General features: G+C 63.0%; 12 protein-coding genes and 1 pseudogene. 3 read left to right on the top strand and 10 right to left on the bottom strand.

Annotated features, from left to right (window positions below; translation table 11 throughout):
• Positions 1 to 148 precede the first annotated feature (148 nt).
• From AB4Z53_RS29375 to AB4Z53_RS29365, 3 genes are all read left to right on the top strand, one after another.
• On the top strand, positions 149 to 2,020 hold the full coding sequence (locus AB4Z53_RS29375) for a sigma-54-dependent Fis family transcriptional regulator (protein WP_441598989.1): 1,872 nt from the start codon (positions 149 to 151) through the stop codon (positions 2,018 to 2,020).
• 162 nt (positions 2,021 to 2,182) lie between these two features.
• Positions 2,183 to 3,256: a 2,3-butanediol dehydrogenase gene (locus tag AB4Z53_RS29370; RefSeq protein WP_441598988.1), complete on the top strand. Its 1,074-nt coding sequence runs from the start codon at positions 2,183 to 2,185 to the stop codon at positions 3,254 to 3,256.
• 67 nt (positions 3,257 to 3,323) lie between these two features.
• On the top strand, positions 3,324 to 5,123 hold the full coding sequence (locus tag AB4Z53_RS29365; RefSeq protein ID WP_441598987.1) for an NAD(P)/FAD-dependent oxidoreductase: 1,800 nt from the start codon (positions 3,324 to 3,326) through the stop codon (positions 5,121 to 5,123).
• 48 nt (positions 5,124 to 5,171) lie between these two features.
• Here the strand turns inward: AB4Z53_RS29365 and AB4Z53_RS29360 are convergent, their stop codons facing one another.
• The 10 genes and pseudogenes from AB4Z53_RS29360 to tdh all read right to left on the bottom strand — a co-directional run.
• Positions 5,172 to 6,629: an MFS transporter gene (locus AB4Z53_RS29360; protein WP_441598986.1), complete on the bottom strand. Its 1,458-nt coding sequence runs from the start codon at positions 6,627 to 6,629 to the stop codon at positions 5,172 to 5,174.
• A gap of 54 nt (positions 6,630 to 6,683) precedes the next feature.
• The gene (locus tag AB4Z53_RS29355; RefSeq protein ID WP_441598985.1) at positions 6,684 to 7,709 is read right to left on the bottom strand and encodes an aliphatic sulfonate ABC transporter substrate-binding protein; all 1,026 of its coding nucleotides are present in this window, start codon (positions 7,707 to 7,709) and stop codon (positions 6,684 to 6,686) included.
• A 47-nt stretch (positions 7,710 to 7,756) separates the two neighbouring features.
• Complete coding sequence (locus AB4Z53_RS29350) at positions 7,757 to 8,620, bottom strand: ABC transporter permease (RefSeq protein ID WP_441598984.1); 864 nt, start codon at positions 8,618 to 8,620, stop codon at positions 7,757 to 7,759.
• A gap of 11 nt (positions 8,621 to 8,631) precedes the next feature.
• A complete protein-coding gene (locus AB4Z53_RS29345; RefSeq protein ID WP_113540914.1) occupies positions 8,632 to 9,468 on the bottom strand; it encodes an ABC transporter ATP-binding protein in 837 nt (278 codons plus the stop codon).
• A gap of 13 nt (positions 9,469 to 9,481) precedes the next feature.
• Positions 9,482 to 9,811, bottom strand: a complete 330-nt coding sequence (locus AB4Z53_RS29340) for a 4Fe-4S dicluster domain-containing protein (RefSeq protein WP_113540913.1) — start codon at positions 9,809 to 9,811, stop codon at positions 9,482 to 9,484.
• Between the two features lie 3 nt (positions 9,812 to 9,814).
• Entirely contained in the window at positions 9,815 to 11,443 is a 1,629-nt protein-coding gene (locus AB4Z53_RS29335) for an FAD-binding protein (RefSeq protein ID WP_441598983.1), read from the bottom strand.
• A gap of 64 nt (positions 11,444 to 11,507) precedes the next feature.
• Positions 11,508 to 12,095, bottom strand: coding sequence for a thioredoxin family protein (locus AB4Z53_RS29330; RefSeq protein WP_441598982.1), 588 nt, complete (start codon positions 12,093 to 12,095; stop codon positions 11,508 to 11,510).
• A gap of 260 nt (positions 12,096 to 12,355) precedes the next feature.
• Positions 12,356 to 13,396: pseudogene (locus AB4Z53_RS29325) on the bottom strand (sn-glycerol-3-phosphate import ATP-binding protein UgpC); the annotation flags it as partial.
• Entirely contained in the window at positions 13,396 to 14,205 is an 810-nt protein-coding gene (gene ugpE / locus AB4Z53_RS29320; protein WP_441599034.1) for a sn-glycerol-3-phosphate ABC transporter permease UgpE, read from the bottom strand. The gene ugpE and the pseudogene AB4Z53_RS29325, both read right to left, overlap by 1 nt.
• 130 nt (positions 14,206 to 14,335) lie before the next feature.
• Positions 14,336 to 15,242 (bottom strand): L-threonine 3-dehydrogenase (gene tdh, locus AB4Z53_RS29315; protein ID WP_441598981.1); only part of this gene is annotated, 907 nt, incomplete at its 5' end.

The raw sequence follows: 15,242 nt of genomic DNA, 5'->3' as shown, positions 1-15,242 counted from the left end.
GGCACCCGGGCCTCAACGCATATCGCTGGTGGCGCGACTTCCGATTGCGCCACCATGCGGAATCCGCCCGGCGCTTCCTTGCCGATCGGTAGATATGGATTGTCGATAGGCCTGGAGTGTGTCAGCTTCCCGCTTGGGAGGCCGATCGATGACAACGCAACTATCGCATATACGTGAGATAGAGCGTGTCGGCTTGGGCGCTGCGAGCCCGCGCGATGCACCGGTCGTCCAGTCCTGGCTGCGCTGCCTCAACGATTACAAGCTGGATCCGACGATCGCGCAGGAAGCCTATATCGTTCCGGGATCGAAGCTGCGCGAGCATCGCGAACAGGCGGAAGAACTGATCCGCATCGGTCGCTCGGGCCTTGAGGGGCTGTTCAACCAAGTCGCCGAACAGAACTATGTTCTGTTGCTGTCCGATGCACGTGGCGTCACGGTCGATTTCATGGGCGATCCGACCTTCGACAATCAGTTGCGCAAGGCGGGGCTGTATCTTGGCTCGGAATGGTCGGAAAGCCGCGCGGGCACTTGCGCCGTCGGGGCCTGTATCGTCTCGGGCGAGCCGGTTATCATTCATCAGGACGATCATTTCGACGCCAGCCATATCGGGCTGACCTGTACCGCGGCGCCTGTGTTCGACACGCTCGGCGATCTGACCGCCGTGCTCGACATCTCCCAGCTCCGTTCCCCCACCGCCAAGACAAGCCAGCAACTGGCCCTGCATCTGGTATCCGCCACTGCGCGGCGGATCGAGCTTGCCAACCTCATGACCCGTACCCGCAACGACTGGGTCCTGCGGCTTGCGCGCTCCCCGGAATTCCTTGACGTCGACCCGGACGCCGCCATCGCCCTTGATGGCAGCGGACGCATCACCGGCATGACCCACGGCGGCTTCGGCGCGCTCGCCCGCTCGATGAACATCCGCGGCCTCAGGACGCGCGATTTCCTCGGCCTTCCGGTGTCCGAGGTCTTCGATATCGACGTGGACGACCTGCCAAACTTCATGCGCGGCTGGCCGAATGGCGAGCGCCTGCTCCGAGCCAAGAGTGGGCTGGTTCTGTTCGCCAGCGCCATCGCGCCCGTTGTCAGCCACCGCGCGCCCGCCGTGCCCGAACCGCGCCTCCCCCGAGCCCTGCGTGATCTCAGCCAGGGCGACGCCGCAATGGAGCGGGTGCAGACCCGTGCGGCGAAGCTGGCCACCCGCCGCATTCCCATTCTCATTCAAGGGGAAACGGGCAGCGGCAAGGAATATCTTGCTCGCGCAATCCATGACAGTTGCGGCGACAACGGCAATTTCGTCGCGGTCAATTGCGCGGCAATTCCCGAGCACCTCATCGAATCCGAACTGTTCGGTTACGCGCCCGGGGCATTCACCGGCGCCAGCCAGAAGGGCAAGCGCGGCCTGATAGAGGATGCCGACGGCGGAACACTGTTCCTCGACGAGATCGGCGACATGCCGCTCGCGCTGCAAGGCCGGCTGTTGCGCGTGCTCTCGGAAAACGAAATCCAGCCGGTCGGCGCGCTGAAAGCCCGCCCGATCCGCCTGCGCGTCGTATCCGCCTCCCACCGCGATCTGGCGGAGCTGGTGAAGGAAGGCCGTTTCCGTGAAGACCTTTATTACCGCCTGAACGCCGCAACGCTCTCACTCCCCGCTTTGCGAGAGCGTCACGATCTCGGCTGGCTGATCGACCAATTGCTCCTTCGCGTCGAGAAGGAAAACAACGAGTCCTACCGCGTCGACAAGGGCGCCCGGGCAGTCTTGCTCGCGCATGAATGGCCAGGAAATCTGCGCGAGCTTTCCAACGCTCTGCGGGTGGCTGCCGCCCTTTCCGAGAATGGCCTCATCGATACCGAGTGCCTGCCGGAACATCTTTTCTCCGCCGCCGTCCGCTCACTGCCGGGCGAGGATGATGCGCTGCGCCAGGCGCTCAGAGACTGCGGCGACAACGTCTCGGCACTTGCGAGAAAGCTCGGCGTCAACCGTTCCACCATCCACCGTCGCCTGAAGCGTCTCAACTGACGCAACGCCTGCAACACCTGTTGCGCGGCAACTGTTGCATTCCCCGACGTTTTCGGCGGCGCCGACTTTTAAATAATTGATATCGCAAAGCAAATAGGCGTCACTTCGATCTGGCATGCTGCTTGCTGCACCTCCTGTGCAAGAACAACGGGAGGAAACACAATGAAAGCTCTGCGCTTTCACGCAGCCAAGGATCTACGCATTGACGATGTCGGCCCTCCGCCTGGGCCCGGACCGGGCGAGGTGTTGGTGGAGAATAGTTTCTGCGGCATCTGCGGGACCGATCTGCACGAATACGCCTATGGCCCGATCTTTATCCCCAAGGAACCGCATCCCTTCACGGGTGCTCATGGACCACAGATCCTCGGCCATGAATTCGGTGGCGTCGTGAAGGCGATCGGCGAAGGGGTTAGCCATGTGAAGCCGGGCGACCGGGTCTCGATCCAACCGCTGATCATGCCGCGCCGCGGCGACTATTATGCCGATCGCGGTCTGTTTCACCTGAGCACCAACCTCGCCCTTGCGGGCCTCTCCTGGCACTCTGGCGGGATGGCGGAAGCGGCCCTTCTCAACGACTACAATGTCCAGCCCATTCCCGATGCGCTGTCCGATGAGGAGGCCGCGCTGATCGAGCCGACCGCAGTCGCCGTATATGCGTGCGATCGTGGCGGCGTCACCGCCGGCAACAGCGTGCTGGTCACGGGCGCGGGACCGATCGGCATTCTCGTTGCCATGGCGGCGCGCGCCGCCGGCGCATCGAAGATCTTTCTCTCCGATCTCAACGAGACGCGGCTTTCGCTGGCGAAGGAAGCACTCGGCGAGGTCCGCACCATCAACCCGAAGATGGAAAAGGTCAGCGATGTTGTCCAGGCCGAAACCGAGGGCGGCGTCGGCTGCGACGTCGCGATCGAGTGCGTCGGCAACGAACATGCGCTCAAGAACTGCGCGAGCGCCGTGCGCAAGCAGGGCGTCGTCGTGCAGACCGGCCTTCATCCCGGTGAGAACCCGCTGAACTGGTTCGACGTGACCTTCAAGGACATCGATATTCGTGGTTCGTGGGCCTACCCGACCCACTACTGGCCGCGCGTGGCGCGCCTGATCGCCAGCGGCCAGATACCGGCTCGCCGCATAGTCACGAAATATGTCTCGCTCAGCGAAGCCGTTTCGGCAGGGTTCGACCAGTTGCTCGATCCCGCCGGCACCCATCTGAAAATACTGATCGACCTCAAGCGTTAGGCCGGTCCGCATCGCGGGACGGTTGAGGAGCCGTCCCGTTTGTCATCACAGAGCAGGAGGATAAAGGATGCTCGAGAAGACCCCCACCACCCGCGTTCAGGCACAGCTTGATGCCCTTGGCGCCGCACTCGAAACCGGCCGTATCGACGATGCGGTCAACCTCTTTGCCGAGGAGTGCTACTGGCGCGACCTCGTCGCATTCACCTGGAACCTCAAGACTGTCGAAGGTCGGGATCAGGTACTCGACATGCTTCAGGCACAGCTTGCCTCCGCAAAGCCCTCCAACTGGCGCGTCGCCGCCGGCGAAGAAGCAACCGAGGCGGATGGCGTGCTTGAAAGCTGGATCTCGTTCGAGACGGCAACCGGACGCGGCTACGGCCTCGTGCGCATCAAGAACGGTCTGATCTGGACGCTGCTGACGGCACTGGCCGAACTCAAGGGCCACGAGGAGAAATCCGGCTTTACCCGCCCGCTTGGTGCCAAGCACGGCCAGAATGTCGGCGCGAAAACCTGGAAAGAGGAGCGCGAGCACGAGGAGCGCACCCTCGGCTATGAGAAGCAACCCTATGTCGTGATCATCGGTGGCGGACAGGGCGGCATTGCGCTCGGCGCCCGGCTTCGCCAACTCGGCGTACCCGCCATCATCCTCGAAAAGAACGACCGGCCAGGCGACAGCTGGCGCAAGCGCTACAAGTCTCTCTGCCTGCATGACCCTGTCTGGTACGACCATCTGCCCTACATCGATTTTCCGAAGAACTGGCCAGTCTTCGCGCCGAAGGACAAGATCGGCGACTGGCTGGAATTCTATACCAAGGTGATGGAGCTGAACTACTGGACACGCTCTACCGCCAAATCGGCAAAGTGGGACGAAGCCGCAAAGGAATGGACCATCGTCGTCGACCGCGACGGTGAGGAAGTGGTGTTGCGGCCGAAGCAACTGGTCTTTGCGACAGGCATGTCCGGCAAGGCCAACATTCCGAACTTCAAGGGCCGCGAGCGCTTTGAGGGTGACCAGCATCATTCCTCGCAGCACCCGGGGCCGGATGGCTACAAGGGCAAGAAGGTCGTGGTGATCGGCTCGAACAATTCGGCCCATGACATCTGTGCCGCGCTGTACGAAGCGGGCGTCGACGTCACGATGATCCAGCGCTCGACGACCCATATCGTGAAGTCCGACACACTGATGGATATCGGCCTCGGCGGGCTCTATTCCGAACAGGCGCTGGCAAATGGTGTGACGACGGGCAAGGCAGACCTCATCTTCGCCTCGCTTCCCTACCGGATCATGCACGAGTTCCAGATCCCGCTTTACGACAAGATGCGCGAGCGCGACGCCGATTTCTACGCGGCGCTGGAGAAGGCCGGCTTCCAGCTGGATTGGGGCGCGGATGGCTCCGGTCTCTTCATGAAGTACCTGCGCCGCGGGTCCGGATACTACATCGATATCGGCGCGTCGCAGCTGATCATCGATGGCAAGGTGAAGCTTGCCGCTGGACAGGTGGAAGAGATCACCGAAACCTCCATAAAACTCTCTGGCGGCAAGGAGATTCCCGCTGACGTCATCGTCTATGCGACGGGTTATGGCTCGATGAACGGCTGGGTCGCCGATCTCATCGACCAGGAGACAGCCGACAAGGTCGGCAAGGTCTGGGGGCTCGGCTCCGATACGCCGAAGGATCCCGGCCCCTGGGAGGGCGAGCAACGCAACATGTGGAAGCCGACGCAACAGGATGCCCTGTGGTTCCACGGCGGCAACCTCCACCAGTCGCGCCATTATTCGCAGTATCTCTCACTGCAATTGAAGGCACGAATGGAGGGCATTGAGACGCCGGTCTATGGCCTGCAGAGCGTTCATCACAAACGCTGACGAAACGACGAGAGGGCGGCTTGCCCGCCCTCTCTCACCATGCCGAGCCTAGCGGGCGTTGTTGCGAACGGGCGACGGCCGAGTGCGCCGATGGCCCGAGACTTCGGCACCCGCCTCGGGTGACAGTGCGAGAAAGCGCAGCGCCGAAACGAAGCCAATGGCAGCGATAACGAGGAAGGCCGCGCGGATATCCGCAAGCATGCCGGCATCGCCGCCTCCACCACTCAGATAGGATGCAAGGCGAATGACGGCCGCCGCAACGGCGATGCCAAGCAGTTGCGAAAGCTGCTGCAGCATCGCCGAAATGGTCGTTGCCGCGCTTCGCTGTGCGGGCGTCACGTCAGCAAAAGCGATTGTCGTCAGCCCCGTGAACTGCATCGACCGGGAAAGGCCGCAGGCAATCAGCAGCACCCACATGAAAATGCGCGGGGTCTCTCCGTCGACGAATGCGAAGGCACCGATCGTCGCGGCGGCGATCACGCCGTTTACGACAAGCAGGGTGCGGAAGCCGAAAAGACGCAGCGCCGGTGTCGTCACGCTCTTCATCAGAAGGTTGCCGAGGAAGTAGACGAAGACCAGCGAACCTGTCTCCACCGCATTGAAGCCCAGGCCGACCTGGAACAGCAGCGGCAACAGGAATGGCGTCGCGTTGACTGCAAGCCGCCCGGCCGTGCCGGCCGAAAGCGTCGCGAAGGCGAAAGTCGGGATCTTCAGCACCGCCATGTCGAGCAGAGGATGCGGCGCGCGCCGCAGGTGACGGATGGCAAAGAATCCGGAGAAAAGGCCGGCGGCCAGAAGACCAAGCGCGCCGGCTCCACCGCTCGACGAGCTCGAAAGCTCCAGACCGGCAAGGGTCAGCGCGAGCGCGCCTCCGGTCAGCACGAAGCCGGTTAAATCAAAGGGCCGCGCTCCCTCGGCCGGCGCGCGTGGCACAAAGAAGGCGACGAGCACGACACCCAGAATGCCAAGTGGCAGATTGATGAAGAAGTTCCATTCCCAGCCGGCATGGGTGGTAATCCAGGCGCCGATCAGAGGGCCGATCACGGGAGCGATCAGGGCCGGCCAGGTGATGGTGGCAATCGCCCGCACCAGTTCGCCCTTCGGCGCATCGCGCAGCACGAGCTGACGTCCGACCGGCGTCATCAGCGCGGCGGACGCACCCTGGAAGAGCCGCGCTGCAGTGAATTCGCCAAGCGATCCTGAGAAGCCGCAAGCAACGGAGGCGAGCGTGAACAGCGCGATGGCGGCGAGAAAGACTTCCCGCGCGCCAAAACGCTCGGCGAGCCAGCCGGCCGGTGGGATGAATACGGCCATCGCCAGTAGGTAGGCGGTAAAGCCAATGTTGAGCGTCACCACATCGGTCGCGAACGACGTGGCCATGGCCGGCAGCGACGTCGCGATGATCGTGCTGTCGAGCATCTGCATGAAAAAGGCGACGGCCACGACGGCCGGGACGATGCGGGTACGGTGAAATGGAAGCGGAGAAGAGGAAATGGAAGACATCATTCTAGAAGAAGAGAGGGCGGAGACGCAGGTGCGCCGCCGCCCGAACCTACAGGATCAGTTGCTGGCAGCAACCCTTTTTAGAGCCGCATCGTAGAAGGAACGGTCAATCCAGGTCTCATAGTTGACCTTGCCCTTCAGCAGCCCGGCCTCGGCCATGAAAGCCTCCTCACCCTGAAGCGCCTTCAGCGCCGCATCCGTGATTTCCGGGTCCTGGAAGAATTTTCCATCCGGGTAGGTGGCGCGGACTGCCTTGTCACTGCTGCCTGTCTCCTTGACAAAGATCGCGGTCGTCTCTTCCGGGTTGCCGTCGGCCCACCGGGCAGTCGCGATATCGACAGCCAGCAGACGCGTCACGATTTCGGGATACTTGCGGGCGAATTCACCGTTGACACTGAGGAGATGTGGAACCGCCCAATCGGGGCTGCCCGACACGCCGGCGTCGAAGATCACTCGCGCTCCGCCTTTTTCAACAAGCGTCTGGACCGGGCCAGTGCTTTCCACGATGGCGTCGACGTCACCACGGGCCAGCGCCGGGCCGGAACTTTCGATACCGAGGTTCAGGCTTTCTATATCCGCGAGGGAAAGACCTGCGGCTTTCAGTGCCTTGGCGAAGGTCGAGTGACGCACCGTACCAGAGAGATAAGCGACCTTCTTGCCCTTCAGGTCCTCGATCTTCTGGATCGCGGACTCCGGCTTGACGACGATCTGCGTCTCGTTCGAGCGGTTCCAGCTCGAAAGGCCGATCAGCTTCACGTCGGCGCCGGTCGCGGCAAGGCGAAGCGACGGGTTGTTGCCGATATAGGTGAAGTCGATCGCCCCTGAACCGAGCGCAACGGTGGCAGCCGAACCGCCATCGAATGTCGTCAGCTCGATCTTGATGCCATCCTTGGCAAACTCGTCCTCCAGCAGCTTCTTGTTCCGGTAGAGGATGAACTTCAGGTGGCCCGGTGCGGTGGAGCCGATGCGGATGACCTCAGGCTTCGCCTCGTCGGCGAGGGCCGGCGCGGCACCGGTGACCGGCAGGAGCGAAAGTGCGATCGCCAGTTTCAGGAGCGTCCGGCGGAGCGGATTGGATGTCATGGAAGGATCCTTTCGAATTCGAGAGTTCGTTTGAAGAGAGGCAGGGCTCAGTTCGGTCCGCTTTCAGCGTTGCCACGCCAACGGGTGGCGCGCCGTTCCCCGGCGACGAGCAGGTAGTTCAGAAGGAGGCCGATGATCGTCAGCGTCAGGATGCCGGCATACATCCGGTCCGTTTCCAGCATCAGCGAGGAGTTCTGGATGAGGTAACCGATGCCGGATTGGGCCGCGAGCATCTCCGCCGCGATGACGGAGAAGAGCGAGGTCTTCACACCAAGGCGAGCGCCCGCGACGATCGAGGGAACGGCCGAGGGCAGAATGACCTTCTTGAAGAGATCCCAGTCCGATGTCCCCATGGAGCGGGCCGCCTTGATGAGCAGCGGGTCGACTGACTTTACGCCGACGATGGTGTTGATCAGCAGAAAGAAGATGGCCGCGTAGAAGGTGATGGCAATCTTCGACGCCTCGCCGATGCCAAGCAGCAAAATGAAGACCGGCAGCAGGGCGAATTGCGAGGTATTGCGCAGGGTCTGGACGAGAAAGTCTGACGCCTTTTCGAAGAGCGGATAGCGGCCCATCAGAAAGCCGAGCGGCACGGCGACGACGACCGCAAGCGAAAAACCGATCGCGGCGCGCTGCAGGCTGATGCCAATGTGGTCCGCGAGTTGACCGGAGACGGTCATCTCCCACAATACCGAGAGCACCTGGCTGAGAGGCGGGAAGAACAGTGCGTTGATCCAGCCGGCACGCGGTGCGATCTCCCAGAGCAGAGCGAAAGCGACCAGCGCCGGCAGGCCCAACGTGATGGTTGAAAAAGTTTCACCGAGGACCGTCGGCACTTTTTCGGCCGCGCGCTTTCGGCGCGACGAAAAGGTGTTGCGGAGCGGCAGGTTGCGGTCGGCGATCAGACTCATCGGATCCTCCCTCAATTGGCATAGTTGGATGCGAGCGCCCAATCACGCTGGGCCTTGACGACCTCGTCACGCAGGCTTTCCCAGACGCGGCCGCGATAGGCATTGAAGGCGGCGCTGTTGCGGATATCGAGGTCGCGCGGGCGCGGAAGGTCGATCTCGACGATTTCCTTGACGCTCGCCGGGCGCGCGGTCATGACGACCACGCGGTCGGCGAGGTAGATCGCCTCGTCGATCGAATGGGTAACAAAGACGACGGTCGTCTTGATCTGTTCCCAAATGCGCAACAGTTCGCTTTGCAGAATGTCTCGCGTTTGGGCGTCAAGTGCCGCGAAGGGCTCGTCCATCAGCAGCACCTGCGGATCGGTGGAGAGCGCCCGGGCGATTGCCACACGCTGCTGCATGCCGCCGGAAAGCTGCGAGGGGAAGCGGTCTTCGAAGCCCTTGAGGCCGAATAGATGCAGGAAATGACGTGCCTTCTCGCGACGCTCCGCCGCCGGCACACCGCGCACCTCCAGCGCATATTCGATGTTCTGCAGCGCCGTTCGCCAGGGAAAGAGCGCATATTGCTGGAAGACATAGGCGGTGCGGGCATGCGGTTTGGAGACCTCAATGCCGTCGATGCGGGCGACGCCGGAGGTCGCCTCGGTCAATCCGGCGATGACATCGAGCAGCACCGACTTGCCGCTGCCGGACGGCCCGACGAGGGTAATGAATTCGCCGCGTTTGATGGTCAGGTCGACGCCATCCAGCACCGCAATGCGGTTGGAGGCGACGCCGTCGACCGTTACGGTCTGGCCCTGTTTGAGCGTAAAGGTCTTGCGCAGTGCGCTGACGGCTATGCGTTCCATGGTCGAACTCCCTTCAGACCTGCGCCACGCGGATGTGACGGGTCGGATCATCTTGCGCGCCGCCGGCGCGGCCGCGATTCCAGCCGAGCGAGCGGGCGTAGGCGCCAAAAAGGTCGCGTTCCAGCACCTCGGCCTCCGCAATGCCGACCGGCCCGTGCGCCGCCTCGGCGACATAGAGCGCATCCGTCGGACAGTAGATTTCGCAGAGAAAGCAGGTCTGGCAGTCGTCTTGCCGGGCAATGACCGGCAAGCCCGTTTCGTCGCGATCGAAGACGAAGGCAGGGCAGATCCGTTCGCAGATGTCGCAGCGGATGCAGCGGTCTGCGGAGATGACTTCAATCATCGCTCAACCCTCCCTGGCCGCTTCAAGCACGAGATCTTCACGCACGGCGCTCACCCGATCGAGGCCGGAGACGATGATGCGCCTCGCCTGCCCGTCGTCTTCCGTCGGAAAGTCACTTCGGCGGTGCACACCTCGACTTTCCGTGCGCAAGAGCGCCGCCGCGACCGTCCAACGGGCGCTCGCCGTAACCGACGCCACCTCGCGTGCGCGAAGACGGTCGATGCCGACCGCGGGCTTCGCCTGGTTGAGGCCGGCCCAAACGTCTTCCAGAATGCGGCGGCTCGTCTCCAGCGCACCCGCCCTGCGCCAATAGCTCCTGTCGAGCGGCACGATCTCGTCGTGCACGGTGCGGGCGGCCGCGGCAAGATTGACGTCCTCGCGCTGTCCCTCGCCGCGCAAACCCGTTGCACCAAGCGGCCGCAAGCGCGCGATATCACGGTGCTTTCTGCTGCGTGCGTGGTGGGCAGCGCCATGACCGGCCCACCAGCCGCTGGCGATCGCCCAGGAGGCGTTGATGGCGCCGCCGCCGGAAATGCCGCCTGTCACGTTTTCGCGGCTAGCGGCGTCACCGGCAGCGTAAAGCCCGGCAATGCCAGTCCCACAATCGGAGGAGACGATGCGGATACCGCCGGTGCCACGCACCGTACCCTCGTATTTGAGCTCCACCCGGAACAGTTGCTCGAACGGGTTGATCCCCATGCGATCGTAGGGCTGGAAACAGTTCGGTTGGCCACGACGCAGCCAATCCTGCATGGCGGGCTCGGCGAGATCGAGCCGGGCGTAGACCGGGCCGGACAGCAGTGCCTCGGCCACTTGCCGCTCGCCGCCGCCAATACCGTTCGTCACCGGCTCGCCGCGCGCGTCGCGTAGCACTTGACCGTTCTCCCGGTAGAAGGTCGCCCAACGGAAGGGCAGCCCCTTGTTCAGCGAGGAACCGTGCGGTGCGAGCGTGTATTTGCCTGTGAACTCCATGCCGGAAAGGGAGGCACCGGCCTCCGCAGCGAAGAGATAGCCGTCACCGGTGAGGCCTGTTCCGCCAAGGATGCGTTCGAAGAAGGCGCAACCTCCGGTGGCGAGCACGACCGCGCCAGCCGAAACGGAAAAGCTCGCGCCATTGCGGCGCGCGAGCCCAGCCGCCCCACCGACATGATGCTCGTCGCCGAGCAGTTCCAGGATCGGATGGTGGTCAAGGATGGTGACGCCGGCCTGCTGCACCCGCTGGCGCACGAAGCGCATGTAGTCCGGACCGCGCAAGTTGGCGATGTAGAGGCCACCATCCTCTTCGCTCGGAAAGGGATACCCCCATTCGACGAGCTTCAGGAGGTTTTCATAGGCCCGGTCCGCCGCGCGCAACATCCAGCGGCGGTCGGCAAGGCCGGCCGTGCGCTTGAAACGCTGTTCGACCGAGGCCGCCCGCCCCTCTCCCGGTGGCACGCACCAGGTCCCCGTATTGGACGGAGCCGTTGCGCCGCTCGTGCCGTGATAGCCTTTGTCCGCCAATACGACGCGCGCGCCGGTCTCGGCGGCCGAAAGCGCGGCCCAGGCGGCGGCAGGACCGCCACCGACGACCAGCACATCCGTTTCTATATGTCGCCCCTCTTCGGTGGGCGGTTCCTTGCGACGCGATGCCATGATGTACCGGTATAGGAAAGGGAGGAGCCGGCCGGCGCGACGACCGGCCGTTTGTGAATGCAGATCAGGCGGCGGTCGAGAACCAGGACGGTTCGTTGCCGGCTGTCCATTTGATGTTGCAGCCGATCGAGGGAACCTGATCTGCGTCGGCCACCTCACCCTTCAGTACGGCCTCGACGGCCGCGTGCAGATCCGCACCCGTCACATCCTTGCCGTTGCCGGGCCGCGCGTCGTCGAACTGGCCGTGATAGGCAAGCTTGCGATCACGGTCATAGAGGAAGAAATCCGGCGTGCAGGCCGCACCATAGGCCTTGGCGACACGCTGCGAAGTGTCCTTCAGATAGGGGAAGCCGTATCCGTAGGTCTTCGCCTCAACACCGAGCCGTTCCAGCGTTTCTTCCGGATGCGCTTCGGCGTCGTTGCTGTTGATGGCGACAACCGCAAGCCCCTGCCCGGCATGGTCGCGTGCAAATTGCGCCAGCGCTTCACGGATCAGCACCACGAATGGGCATCGATTGGAGATGAAGGCGACGAGCAGCGCCGGGCTGTCCTTGAACTCGGCCAGCGTGAACAGGTTGCCGTCGGCATCGGGCAAGATGAAGTCCGGGGCGCGGGTTCCGAGCGTAATGGGATTGGATTCGGTTTTGGGCATGGTATCCTCCTGGCGAGCCAACAGGACTATTAACGTATAAATTCCATAGATTTTATAGATATCTAATTGCTCGAAATTGCGGGCTTCTGAGATAATGTTGCCGTGCGTCAGCGCGAAACCGCACGTTCTTTCCGCCTAAGCGCCGTCCTGCCCGCGCAGACTGCTTGTTGGGTGCGGATCAGCGACCAGTGTCCCGCCCCTCTTAAACGGGTCGTGCGCCTTCGGCAGGAAGGTGCGCTCGAAATGCGGCCCCAGCCGCGCCGCTGGCCGTTCGCATCGAACATGTGCAGAGCTTCGGCGCTTGCCCCAACTTTCACCTGGTCGCCGATCGCGTTTCGGGCACGGCCGGAAACGCGAAAGATCAGATCGGTGCCGTTGTCGAGCCTGCCGTGCAGCAGGCTTTCCGCACCGACCAGTTCGATGCCGTCGATGCGGACCGTCGCCTCGAAGGCCGGGGCCGGAGCCCCAGCCGAGATCGGCGAAAGATCTTCGGGACGGACGCCGAGCGTAAAGTCGCCGTCGGGACGCGCCACTTGCGGGGCGAGCGACCATCCCGCCGACGTATCCTTGCCGTACAGCAGGTTCATCGAGGGAGAACCGATGAAGGTGGCAACGAAGGTGGTTGCGGGTCTTTCGTACAGTTCAAGGGGCGTGCCGACCTGTTCGATGCGGCCGGCGCTGACGACGACAAGCCGATCGGCAAGCGTCATCGCCTCCATCTGATCATGCGTGACATAGACGCTCGTCGTACCAAGGGAGCGCTGGAGCCGCTTGATCTCGATACGCATCTGGCCGCGCAACTTGGCGTCGAGGTTCGAGAGAGGCTCGTCGAAGAGGAAGGCGGCGGGTTGGCGAACGATGGCCCGCCCCATGGCAACGCGCTGGCGCTGGCCGCCCGAAAGTTGCCGCGGCTTGCGGTCGAGATAGGGCTCGATCTCAAGCGTCTTAGCCGCAGCGGCGATGCGCCGCTCGATCTCGGCTGGCGGCGTCTTCCGGTTCTTGAGGCCATAGGCGAGGTTCTGCCGCACCGTCATGTGCGGATAGAGCGCGTAGTTCTGGAACACCATCGCAATGTCGCGCTCCGCCGGTTCGACATCGTTGACCCGGCGCCCGCCGATCAGGATATCGCCGCCGGTGATGCTCTCGAGGCCGGCGATCATGCGCAGAAGCGTGGACTTGCCACAGCCCGACGGGCCGACCAGGACGACGAACTCACCGTCCAAGATGTCGAGCGAAACGCCCTTGATCGCGTCCACCGGACCATAGCTCTTGCGGACGTCTTTCAGCTTGATCTCAGCCATTACTTTTCTGTCTCCACAAGGCCTTTGACGAACCAGCGCTGCATCAGCACCACGACGAGAATAGGGGGAATGATCGCAAGGATTGCGGTCACCATGACATAGTTCCAAGGCGTAGAAGCGTCGGTGAAATCGATCATTCGCCTGAGCCCGATGATGATCGTATTCATCTTTGCGTCGTTGGTGACGAGCAGCGGCCAGAGATACTGGGTCCAGCCGTAGATGAAGAGAATGACGAAGAGTGCCGCGATGTTCGTTGCCGACAGCGGCAGCAGGATATCCCGCATGAAGCGGAACGGACCGGCATTGTCGATGCGCGCAGCTTCCACCAGTTCTCCCGGTATCGTCAGGAAGAATTGGCGAAAAAGGAACGTCGCCGTTGCCGAAGCCATCAGTGGCAGCGTCAGTCCGGCATAGGTGTCGATCAGACCGAGGTCGACGATCACCTTGTAGGTCGGCAGGATGCGCACTTCGACCGGCAGCATCAGGGTGATGAAAATCATCCAGAAGAACAGAATCTTCAGCGGGAAGCGGAAGAAGACGATCGCGAAGGCGGAGAGGAAGGAGATCACGATCTTGCCGACGGCAATCGCGATCGCCACCACCGTCGAATTGAACAAGAGGCGCTCGAGACTGACGCCGACTACGCGCTCGACGCCACCGCCCACCGCCTCCCGGTAGTTCTCGACGAGATGATCCCCGACCGCCAGCGACATGGGCGGGCGCACGATCTCGATCGAAGTGTGCGTGGAGCCGACGAAGGTGTAGTAGATCGGCAGCGCGACGATGATGATCCCGATCACGAGCACCAGGTAACTGCCGCAGGGCCGCCGGCCGCGCCATGCGCAGCCTTCTTGTCCCGGACAGTCGAGGAGATCGAGATCCAGTTCGGCCTTGCCAACTGAGCCGCCGCGCCTTGCGGGGTACGGCGGCCCTTGGGGCTTACCAGTCCATGACGACCTTGCCGGAATTGCCCGAGCGCATGGCCTCGAAGCCGTCGCGGAACTCGTCGATCGTGATGCGGTGGGTGATGACCGGGGCAAGGTCGAGACCGCCCTGCACGAAGGCAATCATCTTGTACCAGGTCTCGAACATCTCGCGACCATAGATGCCCTTGAGGTTCAGCATCTTGAAGATGACCTTGTTCCAGTCGATCTCAAAGCCTGCCGGCGCAATGCCGAGGATGGCGATCTTGCCGCCATTGTTCATCTTGTCGATCATGTCGCGGAAGGCAGGAGCCGCCCCCGACATTTCCAGCCCGACGTCAAACCCCTCGGTCATGCCGATCGCCTTCATCACGTCGGCAAGGTTTTCCTTCGACGCGTCGACGACGTGGTCGATGCCGACGCTCTTGGCGAGCGCGAGACGCGTCGGGTTGATGTCGGTGATCACCACCTTGCGGGCGCCGGAGCGCTTGGCGACCATCGCCCCCATGATGCCGATCGGGCCGGCGCCGGTGACCAGCACGTCCTCGCCGACGAGATCGAAGGAAAGGGCCGTGTGCACGGCATTGCCGAACGGATCGAAGATCGCCGCGATCTCATCGGGCACGTCGTCGGGGATCGGCACGACGTTGTATTCCGGCAGGCAGACGAATTCGCCGAAGGAGCCCGGCCGGTTGACGCCGACGCCGAGCGTGTTGCGGCACAGATGCCCGCGGCCGGCGCGGCAGTTGCGGCACTTGCCACAGACGATATGGCCCTCGCCCGAGACCCGCTCGCCGACATGGTACTTGGTGACGGCCGAGCCGACCTCGGCGATCTCGCCCATGAACTCGTGGCCGACGACCATCGGCACCGGAATGGTCTTCTGCGCCCACTGGTCCCAGTTCCAGATGTGCACGTCGGTG

Source organism: Ensifer sp. 2TAB8 (assembly GCF_052115125.1).
In the GTDB taxonomy this organism is placed as follows: Bacteria; Pseudomonadota; Alphaproteobacteria; order Rhizobiales; family Rhizobiaceae; genus Ensifer.
Note: the sequence above shows the minus strand (reverse complement) of the source record. Positions and strands in the feature narration are given on the sequence as shown.